Source organism: Parasphingorhabdus cellanae, from assembly GCF_017498565.1.
Taxonomy (GTDB): Bacteria; Pseudomonadota; Alphaproteobacteria; order Sphingomonadales; family Sphingomonadaceae; genus Parasphingorhabdus; species Parasphingorhabdus cellanae.
Genome location: NZ_CP071794.1, coordinates 1,085,922 through 1,105,274, shown reverse-complemented (window position 1 = coordinate 1,105,274; position 19,353 = coordinate 1,085,922). Strand labels below are relative to the sequence as shown.

Here is a 19,353-nt window from a genome sequence, read left to right as displayed (position 1 = left end):
TTTTTGTCCGACAGAATTGATTCTGTTACTGAGCCGTTAGTATTTCAATTTTAATGAAAGGCGTCAAAACATGACGAAGCGACATGGTGTCTACTTAGGTTTGTTTGCATTGGCAGCTTGCGGACCTGCTCAGAATGATCCCGGGCCTGGTGGAGTCACGGTTGGTGAGGCACAGGCATTGGACGAGGCCGCTGAAATGCTAGACGATCGCTATGCATCGCCTGAATTTAGCTCAGACGAAAAACGCATGGTTCAACCGGTGCAAGAGCCTTGATTCCAACAGCATCATTTATCTGATTTGCTTTATCGACGGTGATAGCGTCCTACAGCGCGTGTAACAGACTGCATTAGCCGCATACGTTCCGGGATCGAGGCGGTTGTGTCGCCTAACATAACCGCGACCGCATATCGGCTTCCATCGGGCGCGGTCATTATACCGACATCATTATAACCGGTTGATACGGCTCCCAATATCTGTCCAGTACCGGTTTTATGCAAAAAATCCCAACCTGCCGGAACGCCAGCTTTCAGACGGTTTGGTCCGCTTCGAGTCCGTTTCAGGATGGATTGAAGCAATTGGGTAGAGTTTTCAGATAGCAGCTCGCCGCGAGCTAGCTGGTCAAGAGCACCAACGATGGCACCTGGACTAGCGCCATCGATTGGATCAGCAAGATAAGCCGCCAATGCCTTTCGGCGCGTTTCAATCGGTAAATTTGCACGCGCGGTGTAAAACTTCCGTCCTACAGAGAGATTCTGGCTCCATTTCAACCCTGCAATCTGACTCTGCATCAATCGTTCGCCAGGACCGAATTTTATCTTGCCAAGACCTTTGCGGCGGATAAAATCATTGACGGCATCGGGCCCGCCAGCATGACGCAAAAGCACATCATTCGCTGTATTGTCGCTGTAGGCGAGAGCTCTTTCGAGCAGTGTATATACGCTTTTGACTACAGCGCCCTCGCGTTTTACCTCCGCCGCAAGGGGTTGATAAAAAAGCGTAAGATCATCTGGGCCGATCTGGATGGCGTCAGAGAGCGATACACGTCCCTGGTCGACCTTGTCCAGCAGGGCCATGGCAACCCAAAGTTTTGATACGCTTTGTTGAGGAAAGTCTTGGTCCGCGCGATGACCTATGCTCCAGCCGCTGTCGATACTTTTAATAGCAATGCCGGTTTTGCCCGGAAAACTGCGCCATAAATCGGCAACTTCTCGTTCCAGCGCCGGATCAGGCCGATTCTGAGACCGTGTATCCGTTTTTTGCGGCGGCGGGTTTTCGTAGCGCGGCCGCGGAGTTTCTCTCTGTTCGTTGGAAACGACTGATCGCCCTTGAGACGGCGCAACGCAAGCGGTCAAAACGCTTACGCAAAAGACAATGATTACAAAGCGTACATATGCCATAAACTAACTACCGATCCCTGTTGAGATATTGTCGGTCAGAAAGAGCTGTCCGGAATATCAACTACAAACTACGGCTTTACGTACACGATTTTGCCTGAACAGAGCCAAAACCGATGTTTGCGACGAACGATTCTGGGCGTGCGACGAAATGCATTCGTTATTTTTTAACACCGAAGTTGAAGCGGCGGGTTACCGTGTAATCGAGTACATTCACGACGAAATAGGAAAGGGTCCAACGCAATCGATTGAGCAGTCCTTTGCGTGCCTTGTGCAATTCCTTGGAAATAGGGAGGCTGGCTTGGCACATATCATCGACAATAGCGCGTGCATGGTTGGCAAAAGCTTTGTCTTCGATCCGCACCATCATTTCGACATTGATGAACAGACTGCGGAGGTCGAAATTCGCGGACCCTATGTAGACAGCATCATCAATAATAACCAATTTCATATGCAGTCGCTTGCGTTGGTACTCGTAAATACAAGTACTGCGTTTGAGCAAATATCCGTAAAGCAGACGGCTTGCTCCAATAGTAGCGGCATTATCAGTCTTGCCCGCCAGAATAAGCCGGTTCTTGCCGCCGCGCTTTGACAAACGGGCAATGCGTCGCAGCAACCCTTGCCCGGGTGAGAAATAAGCGCTGACTAGGTCAAGCTGCTCCCCTTTTTCTAGGTCACCCTTGATCGACCATGCCCAACGGCTGAGGCGATTGCTGGGGCCGCCAAGTAACCAGCGAAAATTACCATTGCCGGCCTCCCATCGCCGCACCATTTTTTGCAGAGAGCGGATATTCCCGTTGTTATTGCAAACCCAATCGGACAGCTGTTCATAATATGCCTCAAGTTTGCGCACTTCTGGTCCATGAATAACAACGCCCAAGTCCGTCCAGCTGGTTTCATTATTCTCGCTATCTTGATCTTGGGAATGCTGATCAAAATATTGATTGGCGATGTTGAAACCGCCGATCATTGCGCAATCATGGTCTGAAATGATGAATTTCTGATGATTGCGGACAAAATAGCTCGTGGAAAACCGCGGACTGAAAATCGCGAAATGTCCGCCTGCTTGCTCGAAGTTATCAAAAAAGCCTTTTGGTGCACCGTTTGACCCGAAGCTATCGACCATCAGTTCTACCCTGACGCCACGCCGACAAGCTTCGATCAGCTTGCGTAGCACCAATCGCCCAACATCATCACCTTCGAACATATAGAAAAAAAGTTTCAAGGAGTGGCGAGCCTGCTCAATCAAAGTGAGCAGTGCTTCCAGACGGTCGTTTGGAAGATGAACCAACTTGAGTTTATTCCCGCCAATATCGAACCAGTCGTTTTCGATAGTATTTTGATCATCGGCATCAGTCGAAACGGTTTGAGAAGCAGGAATGATCATAGATCAGACGTATAGATTATTCGCCCTGAACCGACAATTGAATAACAGCAAAGCTGATCAGCAAGACCATCAGATTTATTGACAAAACCAAGCACTTTCCTTAGGTGCAAACCATCTTTCATAAATTACAGAGAATCAGGAGCGCCTTATGGCTCGCGTTACGGTTGAAGATTGCGTTGATAAAGTCACCAATCGGTTTGATTTGGTCCTATTTGCAGCGCAGCGTGCACGCGAAATCTCGGGCGGTGCTGAACTGACGATTGATCGCGATCGTGATAAAAACCCGGTTGTTTCGCTACGTGAGATTGCTGAAGAAACGATCAAGCCAAAAGATCTCGAAGAAAGTCTCGTCCAATCACTACAGAAAGTGCAGATTGATGATGATGATACGCCGGATGAAATTGGTTCGATCAGCCAATCTGCCGAAGCGCTTCGTTTGACGGCTGCCGCTCCGCCACGCAGCGCAGGCGTATCAGGTGATTACGGACGGCGTTAATACGCTAAGTTTTAGTCTGATTTAAAAACCGGGCGGCGCTCTTCCATTGAGTTGCCGCCTGTTTTTATTTCAGCATTCTTACTGCGCATAAATGGGATGATCAAACTCCAGATCAGATTGGCGGGCTTGTTATCCTGATATTCGGACAAGCCAATCGTCATTCCATTATGCCCCTTTTCCGGCTGGGCAATGTAGGTTCCGAACATCCGGTCCCAGATGGTCAGGAAAAAGCTGTAATTGCTGTTCGCTTCCCTTTCGATGATCGAATGGTGTACCCGGTGCATATCGGGCGTCACGATAAAGAGACGCAGCAGCCGATCGAATCCGAGCGGCAAGCGGATATTCGCGTGATTGAACATGGAAGCAGCATTGAGCAAGACTTCAAACAGGAATACAGCAAAGGCTGCCGGCCCGATCAGCACAATGAAGAGCAGCTTATAGGCCATGGAAAAGACGGCCTCTCCAGGGTGAAAGCGCGCGCCGCTGGTGACATCAAGATCGCGGTCTGCATGATGGACTTTGTGAAAACGCCACAGGATCGGGATCCTATGGAATGCGATATGTTGTGCATAGATCAGCATGTCGAGCAGCAGGAAGGCGATAATGACCTCAATCCATAATGGCAGATCTACCAAGGCCAACAGCCCCCACCCGCGACCTGCCGCGTAATTGGCCATCGCAACGGCCAATATCGGTATGATCAGGCGTAATGCTAGAGTGTCAACAATGACCAACGATATATTGGTGAACCAGCGCCCGCCTTTGGCCAAGACACGTTGTTTGCGCGGGATCGCCAACTCCAGCAGTGCCATGACCAGAAATATGCCTGCGAAGGTGCCCAACCTAACTATGGTCTCATATTGTTCGAGAAAAGACATGTGCTTTTGTCGCAGCTAAGTGGCAAAGGCGCAAGGATACTGTGGATTTTGTCCAAAGTTCACACAATTCACACGAAGATACATGGCAAACCACCTCGGCCCTCAACAAGGATATTTCTTTTTCATAAACCCGTGAAAAGCGGTCTTCACTTCCATATTCTGCCTGGCCACTGGAATGGTTTTGAGATGTGCGAGAAATTCCTTGCCGTTGAGTTTCCCTTTGCCTTTTGGCGGCGGGCAGCTAGCCGGTGTTTTGCCCGCGGCGCGTGCAGCCTCGATATCGGCACGATAGCCATTGGTAACTTTATCCATTTCAGCCATGACCGGCTTCCGGTGCTTTGAGAACATCGCTCCCATACCGGCATTCATAAGTTTGTCAGCTTTTGGCAAAAATTCTGAGACTGTCATCGCGGAAGCTGGAAAGGACGCAAATAGTAAAAGGGCGCTGGTGACAATTGGGATTGATGGCTTCACTAAAAAAGGCCTCCTTCAATTTTGAAAGAGGCCTTTTGTCTTTATTTATCTGAATATTAGGTGAACTATGCACCTAGCACAGTAACGGTCTAGGCACCCTGCGGCTTAGGATCGCCAAACGGGCCTTTCCGTTTTTTTCCTGCCTTCGGAATTGATGTACCAATGGTTGGAACCGAAGACGGTTTGACCACGTCGCCATCAGGACGCTCGAATTTGCCATCCTCGACCAGCGAGTCAATTTCATCGCCAGACAGGGTTTCATATTCAAGCAACGCATTGGCTAGCAAGTGCAGCTGATCTTCATGCTTGGTCAGAACATCCTTTGCCCGTTCATAGCCCGCATCGACCAGACCGCGAATTTCGCTGTCAATTTTTTTGGCAGTCTCATCGGACATATGGACGCGCTGTGACTGTGAATAACCGAGGAAGGTTTCGCCTTGCTCTTCTTCATATTGAAGCGGACCCATTTCGTCCGACATGCCCCATTGCGTGACCATGTCGCGGGCCAGTTTGGTCGCATATTGAATGTCACCCGACGCGCCGGAAGAGACCTTGTCATAGCCGAAAATGATTTCTTCTGCGACACGGCCACCCATGGACACGGCCATATTGGCATGCATCTTGTCACGGTGATAGCTGTAGCTGTCCCGTTCCGGCAGGCGCATGACCATACCAAGCGCACGGCCGCGCGGAATGATCGTCGCCTTGTGGATCGGATCAGAGGCAGGCTCATGTACCGCCACAATCGCGTGACCGGCTTCATGATAGGCGGTCATCTTCTTCTCGTCTTCCGTCATTACCATGGACTTCCGTTCGGTACCCATCATGACCTTGTCTTTGGCGGTCTCAAACTCATCCATAGCCACCAGACGCTTGCCGCGGCGAGCAGCCATAAGAGCAGCTTCGTTAACTAGATTTGCAAGATCTGCGCCGGAGAAACCGGGTGTACCACGTGCAATTGTGCGTGCGTTGACATCGGGTGCCAGCGGCACTTTCTTCATGTGCACTTCGAGGATCTTCTCACGGCCCTCAATATCGGGACGGGGAACCACAACCTGACGGTCAAAGCGGCCCGGACGCAGCAGCGCAGGATCCAGAACGTCAGGACGGTTGGTTGCAGCGATGATGATAATGCCTTCATTGGCCTCAAAACCATCCATTTCAACCAGAAGCTGGTTCAATGTCTGTTCACGCTCGTCATTGCCATTGCCCAAACCGGCCCCACGATGGCGGCCAACCGCATCAATCTCATCAATGAAGACGATACATGGTGCACTTTTCTTGGCCTGCTCAAACATGTCGCGGACGCGGCTAGCGCCGACGCCGACAAACATTTCCACAAAGTCGGAACCGGAAATGGTAAAAAACGGTACACCCGCTTCGCCTGCAATGGCACGCGCCAAAAGGGTTTTACCGGTACCGGGTGAACCCACCAGCAATGCGCCCTTGGGGATCTGACCACCAAGCTTGGAAAAGCGGCTGGGATTTTTCAGAAACTCAACAATTTCCTCAAGCTCTTCACGCGCTTCATCAATGCCGGCAACATCTTCAAAAGTAACTTTACCTTGCTTTTCGGTCAGCATTTTGGCTTTGGACTTGCCGAAGCCCATCGCACCGGAACCGCTGCCTTTTTGCATTTGACGCAGTACGAAAAACGCGATGCCCAGAATGAGCAGGAAGGGCAGGGATTGGATCAGCAGATATTGCCAGATGCTCGGGCTTTCTTCCGCCTGGCCGCTATATTCGACACCTTTTTCGTCGAGCAATTTGACCAAGCTTGGATCATTGCCGACCGGTGTGGTTGCAAATTTGTCGCCATTAGTTAGCTCGCCAGTGATTTTGTCGGGAGCAATGGCTACTTTCTCGACGCTGCCCTCAGCAACTTTCGCGCGGAAAGAAGAATAGCTGATCGCTTCGCCTGAATCAGCGCCAGCACCTGCACCAAACATGGAAACAGTCAGCAACAGCGCGACAATCACGCCTGCCCAGATGAGCATACTTTTCATCCACGGATTTTCCTTGGGATCCTGTTCGTCATTCATGATGCTTTACGTCCTTGTTGGTTTCGCCGGCTTTTTTCCGTCGAATCTATTCCTATAAAGATAGGGGTTTTGCCCGGGATGACAATATGAGCGGCAATGTTTTTACCGATCAGTCTGATCGTGTATCGGGATTTGCCATCAATACCTTGAAATATTTAGCTATTGTTCCGTTTTGGAGCAAGAGCGAAGGTCCAGGTTAATCCGCCTTTGCATAATATATTACCCATGGTGAGGGTTTTACCTTGTTTTAGATCTCTTATCAGCGGTTCAAGCTGACTGCCACGCGGAGATAATGCAGGGTCGCAGATATGCAGGCATCTCAACAGTAACCGCCGAATAATTTCATGCGGAAAATCGTGATTGTCGAGCCGGCAGCCATCTGCGGTTTGTATTATATGGCTCGCTGCAAGCTCCTCAACCATCCAGTGAACCGCCGCGCGTGCATCATCGAGTGCCGCCGCGCTTTGGCTGGCTAGGCTCACATCAAAGCCGGACAGTTGTGACAAGGCTTCCCTTACTCTGACGCGATCAAAATTTTGGTCTCTATTGGATGGATCATCAATGGCCTTAACACCCTGCGTGCTGACGAACTGAACCAGCATATCCTTTGAGAAAGGAAGGAGTGGACGAATGATATGACCCCGTTTCGCACGGATCGCGGACATGCCGTCAATGCCGCTGCCGCGCAATATGCGCATAATCAAGGTCTCCAGTTGATCATCAGCATGATGGGCAGTGGCAAGCCATTTAATATTCTGAGTTTCCATCCAGCCATTGAGTAACGAATAGCGTGCCTTGCGCGCTTCTGCCTGAATGCTTCCCCGAATGGGGGTGGACGGTTTTAAAATATGATGTGGAATTCCTCGTTCTGCACATATCTTGGCGACAAATTCGCATTCGTCTTTGGCTGCAGGGCGCAGTCCGTGGTTGACGCTGGCAGCCATTATCCGACCGGAGAAACTCCCATGGGCTAACAGTAATAGTGCAAGACTATCGGGCCCGCCAGAGACTGCCAAACCCAATATGGCATTGCTATCTTCAAAGTCTGGAACAAGCGTAGTCACCGCCTCGCGAAAGCGGTCAATAAGCGCATCACCCGTCATGGGGTCGGTTGATCGGGAGTTATAATTAGCTGCAATCCGCCGCTGCCTTTCCGCTAGCGACGCGCGCGCTTAGGCGGCCAGACGCGGCACCGGGATAAACTTCCTGTAATTCAGAAAGCACGCGACAGGCATCAGCCTTTTTGTTGAGTTGGACTAAGGCAGTGCTCAGAAAATAAAGACTATCAGGTGCCCGCTCGCCACGAGGCAGTTCCTGATAATTTTCGTATAGTGCCACAGATGCCAATGCCGGTTTGCCGTCATCCAAATAGGCACGGCCGAGAAGGTTTTTAGCAAAGCTGGCGCGGCGATGGTTTGGATGATCGGCAGCAGCTTTTTTCAACTGTGTCTGGGCTTCGGGATAATATTTTGCCTCCCACAGCCGGTAGCCATAAATGTAAGCGTCTTCACCGGCATCACCAGTGTCTGGCATCACAATCGACGCAACACCAGAGACACGTTCGGGATCTGCTGTCGCTTGCGTGCTGTCGGCGCCGGGGACGCTGGAGGGTGTCGTTGAAAATGTACCAGGGTCAGTGCTAACCGGTGGAACTTCAGTCGCTGCCAACTTATCTTCGATTTGTTTCAACCGAAACCCATTTTCCTCTACCTGACCGGTAAGTGAGGCAAGGCTGCGTTCTAACGTGTCTACCCGGGCGATCAGATCTGATACGGCCGAGCTGGTTGTTGACTGAGTTGTTGGCGTGTCAGTATCCGGGGTGATCTCGGGTTCAAAGAAGCGCGATGAACCGCCCGGGAAAACCTTGCGCTGCACAGCCCTCATCTCTTGTTCAAGACGGTCCACGCGTTTGTCGACATTTCTATCTTGCGCGCTTACCGGGGTGGCGATCAGCAGGCTGACAAACATACTGGTACAAAGAGTCGATAATAGTACGGATTTCATAAGCAGCCTCCAAAAATTTGGATTGTGTTAACCATAAATTGCAGGGCAAAGTAAACCGATTTACGTCGGGTCACGAAGCACCAGATATGCAGATGATCCGTTTACTGGTTTACCGTTTGATCGGTAATGGACTGACCGTTGATGTCAGAGGTTAATCCGCCCGGATCAGCCCGCGCTAATAATGCCGCCGCGCTAATCCCGACATCTTTGATGGTACGGTCTGCCGTGCCAAGCGGTGGAACAACCTCGCCATCTATCGTAACAGTGAGCGCATCTGGGCGACCTGTAAGGATTTGTGGGCCATTTGCATCTGCAGGAACCGAGTATTGTTCTCCGGCGGCCATTTCTTTTTCAAATAATCGCTCGCCATCTTCATCATATATTTTTAGCCAAACGGTCTCGGTAGCGGTCAATATGACGGTGCCTGTCGCAGATGGTGTTGGCCCAACAGGTTCGATGGTTCCATCCAAAATACCATCAGTTTCGCCATTATCGCCAACAAATTCAGCGTCCCCACTGCTCTCCATAAAATCACCGGGTTCGAGAAACATTGTCCGCCATACCAGAAAACCGACAAGCAATGTTGCCGCCAAACCAGCTGCGGTCCATGCCAGATACTTGGGTGGAATATTGCTAGAATTGGCAGGCGAATATCCACTGGTTTCCGGCTCGTAGGCGCTGTGCCCCTGATCATCCATCTCCTCGCGTAACTGGCTGCCGATGGTCACTTCGCTAAGACCAACAGTGCGAGCGTAGGATTTGGCAAAGCCGATTGCATAAGTCCGTCCTGGCAGCGCGGCAAAATCGCCCGACTCAATTGATTCCAGATGGCGCTGAGGAATTCGGGTTGTTTTAGCTATATCTGCGACGCTAAGGTTTTTTTGTTCGCGCGCATGGCGTAGCATATCACCCGCGCTGTGCAGGTTCAGTTCTGCATTTTCACTATCTGCTTCTTCTGCGTCAATTTCTTCGGCCATCATACTCTCCTTCGGCCGGTTCGCGGTGCGACCCCGTTAATACTGTGAATAGGAAGAAGCCACTAGAGCAATGAAAAGTCAATGATTATCACAATTGTAGCCAAGGTGCTTCTGCGATGAACCAATGATAATCGCGCGGCCCGGGAAGTACCGATACAACTTGTTACAGATCCTCTATCAATCGAGATCGATATGCTGCTGCTTCGCCCATTGCCGTAGCGCCGTTCGGGGATCACTCGGCGGGTCCGACAAAAGAGTTTGAAGGTGGTTTTTTACGGCGGTCAAATCGAGTGAGCGAACCATGGCCTTGATCGGGCCAACAGATGCTGGTGTAATAGACAAGCGCTTGATGCCAAGTCCCAATAGCGCCAACGCATCCAATGGCCGTCCGCCCATTTCACCGCATACACTCAGCTCAATGCCCAAATCATCGGCCTGCCGGGAAACCCGGCCAATGAAGCGCAATATTGCGGGGCTGAGCCAATCAAATCGTTCAGCCAATTTCGGATTGCTACGGTCGGCAGCAAACAGAAACTGAGTAAGATCATTGGTACCAATGGATAGAAAGTCGAGCCGAGAGGCCATTTGATCCAGGCATTCCGCTAAGGCTGGGACTTCGAGCATCGCGCCATATCGGATAGAAAGCGGCACTTGCTTTTTGCGGCTACGCAGAAATTCCAGCTGTTTCTCGAACACCGCTTTTGCTTCATCGAACTCCCACGGTTCAGCGATCATCGGGAACATGACGTTCAACTTTCGCCCGGCCGCAGCTTCAATTAACGAGCGGGCCTGTACTTTCATGAGAGCATCGCGCTCGAGGCCGATGCGCAATGCGCGCCAGCCCATGGCAGGGTTTTCTTCCTTCACTTCGCTAGCCTGAAAATAGGGCAGGGGTTTATCACCACCAATATCGACGGTACGAAAAATAACTGGTTTATCGCCAGCGGCATCCAAGACATCGCGGTAGAAGCGCAATTGTCCTGAGCGACCGGGCATCTTGGCGGCGACCAGAAACTGGAACTCCGTGCGGAACAGTCCAATGCCATCAGCGCCAGTTAAATTCAGCATCCCCATGTCGTCGCGTAAGCCGGCATTGATGTTCAATGTGATCCGCGTGCCATCTTTAGTAACCGGTTCTTTGTCTTTCAGTTCGGTATAAGCAGCCCGTTTTTTCTGGGTGAGTTCGATCTGCGTCTCAAACGCATCTTCCATCGACGGACTGGGACGAACAAAAAGCGCATTGTCGTCAACGTTGAGCAGCAAATGGTCGTTTTCACGCACTATCTGACGGACATTTTTTACCTGCCCCAATATTGGGATGTCCATGGCGCGTGCAATGATCGTTACATGCGCGGTCAGCGACCCTTCTTCCAACACCACGCCCTTCAGACGCCTGCGATCATATTCCAGTAATTCCGCCGGACCGAGATTGCGCGCTACCAAAATCGTATCCTGACGCAGGCCCATGGTTGCTGCTGTACCCATCTGACCGGACACAATACGCAAGAGCCGGTTCGCGAGATCTTCCAAATCATGCATCCGCTCAGCGAGCAATGGATCATCAATCTGACGCATCCGCATACGGGTATGTTGCTGCACACGTTCAATGGCCGCCTCGGCGGTCAGGCCACTGTCAATCGCTTCGTTGATCCGGCGACTCCAGCCTTCATCATAAGCAAACATCTTGTAAGTTTGCAGGACTTCTTCATGCTCTCCGCCGACGCCAAATTCAGCTTGATTGGTCATCTGGTCTATCTGGTCGCGCATCTTGTCAAAGGCGGAATAAACGCGGTGGCGTTCCGCTTCAGTATCCTCTGCGACGGTATGTTCAATTTTCACGCGCGGTTGGTGGAAAACCGCAAAACCGCTCGCTTTTCCTTTAACAAGCTGCAATCCGCTCAGCCGATCAGCACCGTTATTGCGGGCTTCGGTGGTATCCACCGACTCCACATCGATCAATTCCGCATTGGAAATCAGCTCAGAAAGGACCATGGCGGCTGTCTGAAAAGATTCAATCTCCTCCTCGGAATATTTGCGCGGTTCTATATGTTGTGCGCACAATACGCCTACCGCTTGCTGGTTACGAATGATGGGTACGCCAGCAAAACTATGGAATTTTTCTTCCCCGGTTTCAGGGCGGTATTGGAAATCCGGATGGCTGGCTGCTTCGTCGAGGTTTAGTGTTTCGACATTTTTGGCGATGTAGCCGGTTAATCCTTCGCCAAAAGCCAATTTAGTCACGTGGACTGCCTCTTGATTGAGGCCGCGTGTGGCATATAGTTCCAGCACACCCTCGCGCCGTAAATATATCGAGCAAACCTCGCTACTAACCGCTTCGGCAATAGTTTCTACAACATGATTGAGTTTTGTCTGGGCATTGCCCGCGGAGGCCATGATGGATCGCAGTCCGGTTAAAATGTTACGGGCTGTTACAGGACTGAGAGTATGTTTGGTGGCCATGAGGATGGTCTAGCAGAAACCGTTCGCAGGCGCGATATGCAAAACAGGCCCAAAGCCAGAAAATACATATCGCCCTGCGACTTGTGCTAGATAATTAAAGTGGTTTAGTCTGGTTCCGGACCGAATTGCACAGCAAGCTTGCCCAAATTGGCACCCGTAAACAAGCGTTCGAGCGAGGCTGGCGCATTTTCAATTCCCTGAACCACATCGGTTTCAAATTTGATGCGTCCTTCCATCAGCCATCCCGCCATGGCTTGGGCGCCTTCTGGAAAACGATCAAAATAGTCGAGGATAATAAAACCGCGCAGCGTAGTCCGCCGCATCAGCAGGTTAGCAAAATTTGTCGGACCAGGTGATCCGTCAGTGTCATTATAGGTGGATATCAAACCGCATAGCGGCATGCGTGAAAAGTCATTTAGCCGCGCTATCACGACATCCATAATTTCGCCGCCTACACTTTCAAAATTAATATCAATTCCGTTGGGACAACGCTTATCGAGCGCGGCACCCACATCTTCAGTTTTGTAATTTATCGCTGCGTCGAAGCCCGCTTCTTCGGTGAGCCATTTGCATTTGTCGTCTGAACCGGCAATACCAACAACATGGCATCCATGGATCTTGCCGATCTGTCCGACCATGGACCCGACGGCCCCGGCTGCCGCTGAAACAACCAAAGTATCTCCTTCTTTTGGCTTTCCGATATCCATCAACCCAAAATAGGCTGTCATGCCGGTGGCACCCAATGGCCCCATATAAGCGGTTAGCGGAACGCCTGGAATGGACGGCAACACACTCGCCATGCCGCCGGGAATGTCATTATACATCGCCCAAGTGGAGAGGCCGGTGTTGATCAGCGTGCCGACGGGCACATCATCAAAATTGCTTTCTTCAACAATACCGATACCACCGCCCCGCATCGGGTTATCAATAGGCACCGGCGGCAGATAGCCGTCCATATCGCTCATCCATATCCGATTGGTGGGATCGAGGGACAGATAGATGGTCCGCACTCGTATCATGTCGGGGCCCAATGGAGCCATTTCTTCGGTGACAAGCTCAAGATCGCCGTCGGCTAGTTTGCCGACAGGGCGTTTGCGTAAATACCAAATCTGGTTTGTGGTCATCGGGACGGTCCTCTCAATCTCTATTCCTCAAATCCTTGGGGAAAGCAGAGAGTAAGTCAATGACTCGAATGATTTAGCGTGGTTTGCGGGTGTCATAAATCCGATCCCATGGATAGGACTCAATTTATAGCTAAATCAGCAAACGATCAGGCTTCTGCCAGCAATTCGTCTTTCAATCGCAGCTTTTGTTTTTTCAGGTCATGGATTCGAATCGTATCTGGAACCGGGCGGGCCTCTTCTTCGCTGATCTTGCGATCGAGGGCTTCGTGCTTTCCTCGCAGGGCTGACGCATGATTCTGATCCATAATATTCTCCTGATTATTATATGGTTGCTGATGGAAAGTGGTTGCGGGTGTCCCTTTCTCTATATCGCGCACTTATGATTAAGCGGCCGACGATCTCCATGATATAAATGTCTTGGTTTCGACATGAACCATGAATAAAGTGAAGATTACAAAAATGTTGCAGCGATGCAAGGGGCGAATGGATCCATTATGGCGATAAGCGATCAGGAGTTGCGGCAGCGGCTCGAACTGCTGAGAATCGAGCATCGTGATCTAGATGATGCCATCGCGGCATTGATGGAATCGGGTGGTCATGATCAGCTGCGCGCCGCGCGTTTGAAAAAACGCAAATTGCAGCTTCGGGACCGGATCATTGTGATCGAAAATCAATTGATACCTGATATTATTGCATAACAGCCTTGTCATTCGGCGCGGTTCGGTCCCGTTAACCGTTTCTATCCACCAATTAACGTGCTTAGCAGGGGCGTATCACATTGAAACAGGCCCGCCATTAACCCTATGCGTTGTAAAATTTAACTGTCCCTGATCATAAAAAATTTGCTAGGCCAGTGAGATGGCTAACAGCGAAGCATTGATGACGCCCAAATTACTGGATGCGCTTTACACGGAGTCGATGGTGCTTGCGGACGAGGCAAGATCCTATTTCGAGTCGGGGCGATTCAATGACGAATGTGTTGAAGATGAAACGCTGCCAGTGGCTTTTTCCTGTGAATCTTTAAAAGTCACGACGCGGCTGATGCATTGTATCGCATGGTTGTTGAACCAGAAATCATTGCATGGTGATGACCTGACGGATGGTGAAGCCTGGAATCATAACCGCGAGCTAGGCTACGCTGCGGCGAGTGATGGCCCAGTGGTAGAGCTTTTTCCGGCAGAAGCGCAGCAGATTATCAATGCTAGTGAAGAGCTATTTCAGCGCCTGCAACGTCTGTCCATGCGCCTGGAATATCAGGAAGCCTCAGAGCCACCCGTACATGACATGTTCCGGCGGCTGCAAAGTTCATTTTGATCGTATCAGGCGTTTGGTTCAGGCCGTTGCTTTGGTCTGTGCAGCCTGATCCATGGTGGGATAATCCACATAGCCTTCTGCGCCCTGACTATACCACGATGGCGTGAAGTCGATCGGGTTGAGCTCTGCGCCTGCGCGGAAACGCTCCGGCAAGTCGGGATTGGTCATGAATGTCCGGCCAAAGCTGATCGCGTCGGCTTTATCCTCGGCCAGAGCCTCTGTCGCATTATCATAAAAATAGTCGCTGTTGAGCACCAAGGGCTTGCTGAATACCGGGCGAATGTCCGGGCTGACCGCCGGCACGTCGGTATTCCCGTAGGTACCATGCGCAGGTGGTTCCCGCAGTTCGAGAAACGCGATGCCGATGCTGTCGAGCAATTTCGCCGCTGCGGTAAAAGTTTCCACCGGGGTCGCGTCATCCGCACCTTGCGAGTCGCCATTGGGCGAGAGCCGCACGGATACGCGATCGCTGCCCCAGACGTCTACCAGCCGTTGGGTGACTTCACCGAGCAGACGGATGCGGTTTTCGATTGAACCGCCATATTCATCAGTCCGGAAATTGGTGCCGGAACGAATGAATTGGTCGATCAGATAGCCATTGGCGCTGTGCAACTGCACGCCATCAAAGCCTGCTTTTTTCGCATTCTCCGCAGCATTTGTGTAATCGTCGAGCAAGGTCGGAATTTCATCCAGTCCCAAAGGACGGGCTTCGACATAATCGCGTTTGCCCTGATAGGTGCGGACGCTACCCGGAGCGGTTGTGGCGGAAGATGAAACAGGTTTGTCACCACCGAGGAAATCGGGGTGCACAATCCTGCCCATATGCCAGAGCTGACAGATAATCCGCCCCCCGGCGGCATGGACTCGCTCAATAATCGGCTTCCAGGCTTCGGTCTGCTCGTCATTCCAGATGCCCGGCGCAAACGGTGTGCCCATGCCCTGTTGGCTGATACCGGTAGCTTCGGAAATGATAAGGCCAGCACCAGCGCGCTGCGCATAATATTCGCCCATGATCGGGGTCGGCACATGTTCCATCGTCGAGCGGCACCGGGTCAGCGGGGCCATCAGCATCCGGTTAGGGGCTTCGATGGCGCCAAGGATGATAGGATCAAATAATGTGCTCATATATCTGTTCTCTCGCTATTTTTAACTGCTTGATGAATAGCTAGTCAGACCAGTGGCGCTTTGCAATGCAGTGCTTTGAAAATCTTTTCTTTCAGCCTATATCTGATTTATTGATCGCCCGAACAGCCAAAGGAACATCAGGACATGTACGCTAAAACTCTCGAACCGCTAAGAGACGATCCAACGCTGGATGAAGTTCGTGCTTATCTTGCTCCGCTTTTGGCATCACAGGCGGCTTTTGATGGTTGGAATGAAGAAGCCGTTGCAGCTGCTGCACAACAAACTGACGTTGACGCAGATATGGCGCGATTGGCGTTTAACAAAGGTCCGGTCGATATGATCGATGCCTGGTTTCAGTCGATCGATGAAGCGATGGCGGATAAATTTTCCGAAGAAGAATTGGGTGCGATGAAAATCCGTGAACGGATTACCGCACTAGTGGTCGCTCGGCTGGAGGCATTGGAGGCAGACCGCGAAGGATTACGCCGTGCCTTAGCCATATTGGCGGCACCGCCAAATCTTAGGACAGCGGCTAAACTCGGCTGGCGCGCAGCAGATAAAATGTGGCGGCTCGCGGGCGATACAGCGACCGACTATAATCATTACACAAAGCGTACTTTGCTATCCGCTGTTTACGGGAGCACAATCAGCGTTTTTCTGGATGACGAGAGCGAAGAATATGCCGATACCAGGGCTTTTCTCGACCGTCGGATAGAGAATGTCATGCAGTTTGAGAAAGTGAAAGCAAAGATCACGCAGCCTGGACGAGACCGGTTCAGCATGGCCCGTTTCATTGGGCGATTGCGCTATCGCGGGGCGTGATCATAGATTTCTGCTTGGCTTTTCAATAGAATATGTGAGGCGTATAAACAAAAGACTCGCCAGAACCAATCAATATTGATAATCAGTCGCAACTGAGATTTATTGAGTTATCTATGAACGCACCGGTTACATTAGCGGTTACGCTGGATCGCCTTTCCATGCGCCAGCGCGCCGAAATTTCGGCCATTGATTGGGAATCCATGTCAGAAAATGAAGGCGCACGGCTGCGAGCCCTGGGTCTTGATGAAGGCGTTTCGGTGGAGAAACTCCACAAAGGCATGTTCGGTTTCAACGACCCTATCGCTCTGAAAGTTGGGCGCATGATGATTGCGGTTCGCAAATCGCACGCATCGGCCATATCGGTGGTCATTCCAGCTTAGATCATGAGTGAAGCAGCCCCCCTTATTGTCCTGGCGGGCAACCCCAATGCTGGCAAAAGCGCACTGTTCAATGCGCTAACTGGCGCGCGTCAGAAAATTGCAAATTATCCCGGCGTGACTGTTGAACGTAAATCCGGTCACTTTCAAATGCCCAACGGGCGACCTGCGGAACTGGTCGATTTGCCGGGCAGCTACAGCCTTGATCCGACCAGTCCGGACGAGGCCGTCACGCGCAGCGTGATAATGGGTTTGCAAGAAGGAGAACGGAAACCCGATGCAATTATCGTTGTGCTCGATGCTGCCAATCTCGATAATCATCTGCGCTTTGCTCTGGAGGTTATAGCGCTGGGCCTTCCGGTTGTGATTGCACTCAACATGATGGATTTGGCCGAACGGGATGGTTTGACACTGGACCCGGCCAAGTTAGAAGTAGAATTGGGTGTGCCGGTTGTACCCACGGTGGCCGTGCGCCGACGCGGGCTTGAGGATTTGTCTGCAGCGATAGAGAAGCGACTGGGTCATAAAACCGATAAGCAAGATACCGCGGTTTCCAATGAAGGCGATCATGGGCTGCGCAAACAGGCGAAGAAAATTGCCAATCTGACTGTAGTTTCGGAAACCGCCGGGCGCCGCTGGTCGGAGCACGCTGATGCCATGTTTTTGCATCCGATTGCGGGCCCGATCATCCTTTTGGCGATTATGTTTGTGATGTTTCAGGCGGTCTTCGCTTGGTCGGAAGCCCCCATCGGCTGGATTGAGGGTGCAACCGAATGGGCTGCGGCTGGTGTAGAAGCCAGTCTCGGTGAAGGCTTCTTGCGCGATTTCATCATTGAAGGCGCTATTGGTGGTGTCGGATCGGTAGTCGTGTTCCTGCCGCAAATTTTAATCCTGTTCCTGTTCATTCTGCTCTTGGAGGCAAGCGGTTATATGACCCGCGCCGCCTTTATCATGGACCGGCTGATGGCCAGCGTAGGCCTGTCCGGTCGCAGCTTCATTCCGCTGCTCTCTTCCTTCGCCTGCGCTATTCCTGGTATCATGGCGACACGCAGTATTGCCGACCCGAAAGACCGGCTCACCACCATATTGGTCGCGCCGCTGATGACCTGTGCCGCCCGATTGCCGGTTTATGCGATTATTATTGGTGCCTTTATTCCAGCCCGCGATGTCGGTGGCGGCGTCGGGCTTCAGGGCTTGGTGCTGTTCGGGCTCTATATATTCGGCATTGTCGGTGCGATGCTGGTCGCGCTTATATTGCGTAGTACTGTTGCCAAGGGGCCCAATAGCGGCTTTTTGATGGAAATGCCGAAATATCAATTGCCACGTATCCGCGATATCCTGTTGGGTCTGTGGCAGCGCGCCTGGATTTTCTTGCGCCGCGCTGGTACGATTATCTTTGCAGCAACGGTGGTACTTTGGTTGATGCTGACCTATCCCAAAGTTCCTATCGATAGTCCGGTCAGCCAGGTGGATTATTCCGCCGCAGGCCGGATTGCTAACGTTATCGAACCGGTGGTTGCGCCGATAGGCTTTAACCGAGATATCGCACTCGCGTTGATCCCTGCCATGGCTGCGCGTGAAGTGGCCGTGGCGGCCTTGGCGACAACCTATGCGATTGATGCACCTGATGAAGAGGCCGAAGCGAAATCACTGACCGAACGCCTGCAAAGCCGTTGGTCATTGCCAACCGCACTGGCTTTTCTCGCCTGGTTTGTCTTTGCACCGCAATGTATCTCGACCATTGCGGTGACCCGCCGCGAAACCAATGGCTGGAAATGGCCGATGTTCATGCTCGGCTACCTTTTCGCACTGGCTTATGTCGCGGCCGGGATTACCTACTGGACGGCGGTTGCACTCGGCCTGTAAAGAGCCTCCAGAGACTCGAAAAACATCAAAGATATTCCAAGGGGAAAATGCAAATGGCTGGCGGCATCAATAAAGTAATTATCGTAGGAAATCTGGGTGCCGACCCCGAAGTGCGTACGTTTAACAATGGCGGTAAAGTTTGCAATCTACGCATCGCCACGTCGGAAAGCTGGAAAGACCGCAATACCGGTGAACGCAAGGAAAAGACCGAGTGGCATAGCGTTGCGATCTTCTCCGAAGGTCTTGCTGGTGTTGCTGAGAAATATCTGCGCAAGGGCAGCAAGGTCTATATTGAAGGCAAGCTGCAGACCCGTAAATGGCAGGACCAATCTGGCAATGACCGCTATTCGACCGAAATTGTTTTGCAAGGCTTTGACGGCAAACTGGAAATGCTCGATTCTCGTCAGGGTGGAGGCATGGGTGGTCAGGGCAGCAATGACGGTTGGAGCGGCGGCGGTTCGGGCGGCGGCTCTGGCGGCGGTTCCAATGATGGCTGGGGCAGTACCGGCGGCGGGTCATCGGGCGGTGGTTCATCTGGCGGCCAGGGCGGCGGTGCATTTGACAGTGATCTCGATGATGACGTACCCTTTTAAAAATTAGGAAGTCATTTCG

General features: G+C 51.7%; 20 protein-coding genes. 8 read left to right on the top strand and 12 right to left on the bottom strand.

Translation table 11 applies throughout. The annotated features are described in order from the left end of the window. The first annotated feature begins 70 nt into the window (after nt 1–70). On the top strand, nt 71–274 hold the full coding sequence (locus J4G78_RS05480; protein WP_207990875.1) for a hypothetical protein: 204 nt from the start codon (nt 71–73) through the stop codon (nt 272–274). Nucleotides 275–303: 29 nt separating this feature from the next. On the opposite strand, the gene bla is transcribed toward J4G78_RS05480, so the two are convergent. Both bla and J4G78_RS05470 read right to left on the bottom strand, forming a co-directional pair. Beyond that, nucleotides 304–1,398: a class A beta-lactamase gene (bla, locus tag J4G78_RS05475; protein WP_207989180.1), complete on the bottom strand. Its 1,095-nt coding sequence runs from the start codon at nt 1,396–1,398 to the stop codon at nt 304–306. Between the two features lie 157 nt (nt 1,399–1,555). Then, on the bottom strand, nt 1,556–2,782 hold the full coding sequence (locus tag J4G78_RS05470) for a phospholipase D-like domain-containing protein (protein WP_207989178.1): 1,227 nt from the start codon (nt 2,780–2,782) through the stop codon (nt 1,556–1,558). Between the two features lie 148 nt (nt 2,783–2,930). Here J4G78_RS05470 and rpoZ point away from each other — a divergent pair, with 148 nt between their 5' ends. Next, nucleotides 2,931–3,278: a DNA-directed RNA polymerase subunit omega gene (gene rpoZ, locus J4G78_RS05465; RefSeq protein ID WP_207989176.1), complete on the top strand. Its 348-nt coding sequence runs from the start codon at nt 2,931–2,933 to the stop codon at nt 3,276–3,278. Between the two features lie 11 nt (nt 3,279–3,289). Here rpoZ and J4G78_RS05460 read toward each other — a convergent pair whose 3' ends face one another. From J4G78_RS05460 to J4G78_RS05420, 9 genes are all read right to left on the bottom strand, one after another. Next, nucleotides 3,290–4,156, bottom strand: coding sequence for a sterol desaturase family protein (locus J4G78_RS05460; RefSeq protein WP_207989174.1), 867 nt, complete (start codon nt 4,154–4,156; stop codon nt 3,290–3,292). Between the two features lie 102 nt (nt 4,157–4,258). Next, nucleotides 4,259–4,477: a hypothetical protein gene (locus J4G78_RS05455; protein WP_207989172.1), complete on the bottom strand. Its 219-nt coding sequence runs from the start codon at nt 4,475–4,477 to the stop codon at nt 4,259–4,261. 242 nt (nt 4,478–4,719) lie between these two features. Further along, nucleotides 4,720–6,672: an ATP-dependent zinc metalloprotease FtsH gene (gene ftsH / locus J4G78_RS05450; RefSeq protein WP_207989170.1), complete on the bottom strand. Its 1,953-nt coding sequence runs from the start codon at nt 6,670–6,672 to the stop codon at nt 4,720–4,722. Nucleotides 6,673–6,827: 155 nt separating this feature from the next. Further along, a complete protein-coding gene (gene tilS / locus J4G78_RS05445) occupies nt 6,828–7,775 on the bottom strand; it encodes a tRNA lysidine(34) synthetase TilS (protein WP_207989168.1) in 948 nt (315 codons plus the stop codon). A 25-nt stretch (nt 7,776–7,800) separates the two neighbouring features. Beyond that, the gene (locus J4G78_RS05440; RefSeq protein ID WP_243457235.1) at nt 7,801–8,676 is read right to left on the bottom strand and encodes a tol-pal system YbgF family protein; all 876 of its coding nucleotides are present in this window, start codon (nt 8,674–8,676) and stop codon (nt 7,801–7,803) included. A gap of 101 nt (nt 8,677–8,777) precedes the next feature. Next, nucleotides 8,778–9,653 carry a helix-turn-helix domain-containing protein gene (locus tag J4G78_RS05435; RefSeq protein WP_207989166.1) on the bottom strand — a complete coding sequence of 292 codons (876 nt, stop codon included), beginning with the start codon at nt 9,651–9,653 and terminating at the stop codon, nt 8,778–8,780. A gap of 177 nt (nt 9,654–9,830) precedes the next feature. After that, nucleotides 9,831–12,113: a phosphoenolpyruvate--protein phosphotransferase gene (gene ptsP, locus J4G78_RS05430; protein ID WP_243457234.1), complete on the bottom strand. Its 2,283-nt coding sequence runs from the start codon at nt 12,111–12,113 to the stop codon at nt 9,831–9,833. A 104-nt stretch (nt 12,114–12,217) separates the two neighbouring features. Continuing rightward, nucleotides 12,218–13,237: an NADP-dependent oxidoreductase gene (locus tag J4G78_RS05425; protein WP_207989164.1), complete on the bottom strand. Its 1,020-nt coding sequence runs from the start codon at nt 13,235–13,237 to the stop codon at nt 12,218–12,220. Nucleotides 13,238–13,383: 146 nt separating this feature from the next. Next, entirely contained in the window at nt 13,384–13,542 is a 159-nt protein-coding gene (locus J4G78_RS05420) for a YdcH family protein (protein WP_207989162.1), read from the bottom strand. A gap of 189 nt (nt 13,543–13,731) precedes the next feature. Here J4G78_RS05420 and J4G78_RS05415 point away from each other — a divergent pair, with 189 nt between their 5' ends. Together J4G78_RS05415 and J4G78_RS05410 are read left to right on the top strand one after the other, a co-directional pair. Next, a complete protein-coding gene (locus J4G78_RS05415) occupies nt 13,732–13,935 on the top strand; it encodes a YdcH family protein (protein WP_375140353.1) in 204 nt (67 codons plus the stop codon). Nucleotides 13,936–14,095: 160 nt separating this feature from the next. Continuing rightward, nucleotides 14,096–14,551 (top strand): DUF1465 family protein, encoded by a 456-nt coding sequence (locus tag J4G78_RS05410; protein WP_207989160.1) that lies wholly within the window; start codon nt 14,096–14,098, stop codon nt 14,549–14,551. Between the two features lie 18 nt (nt 14,552–14,569). Here J4G78_RS05410 and J4G78_RS05405 read toward each other — a convergent pair whose 3' ends face one another. After that, nucleotides 14,570–15,676 carry an alkene reductase gene (locus J4G78_RS05405; protein WP_207989159.1) on the bottom strand — a complete coding sequence of 369 codons (1,107 nt, stop codon included), beginning with the start codon at nt 15,674–15,676 and terminating at the stop codon, nt 14,570–14,572. Between the two features lie 144 nt (nt 15,677–15,820). On the opposite strand from J4G78_RS05405, the gene J4G78_RS05400 reads away from it, so the two are divergent. From J4G78_RS05400 to ssb, 4 genes are all read left to right on the top strand, one after another. Then, on the top strand, nt 15,821–16,498 hold the full coding sequence (locus J4G78_RS05400) for a COQ9 family protein (RefSeq protein WP_207989158.1): 678 nt from the start codon (nt 15,821–15,823) through the stop codon (nt 16,496–16,498). A 113-nt stretch (nt 16,499–16,611) separates the two neighbouring features. Further along, nucleotides 16,612–16,878 (top strand): FeoA family protein, encoded by a 267-nt coding sequence (locus J4G78_RS05395; protein WP_207989157.1) that lies wholly within the window; start codon nt 16,612–16,614, stop codon nt 16,876–16,878. Nucleotides 16,879–16,881: 3 nt separating this feature from the next. After that, complete coding sequence (gene feoB, locus J4G78_RS05390; RefSeq protein WP_207989156.1) at nt 16,882–18,741, top strand: ferrous iron transporter B; 1,860 nt, start codon at nt 16,882–16,884, stop codon at nt 18,739–18,741. 53 nt (nt 18,742–18,794) lie between these two features. Further along, nucleotides 18,795–19,334, top strand: coding sequence for a single-stranded DNA-binding protein (gene ssb / locus J4G78_RS05385; protein WP_207989155.1), 540 nt, complete (start codon nt 18,795–18,797; stop codon nt 19,332–19,334). Nucleotides 19,335–19,353: the final 19 nt, after the last annotated feature.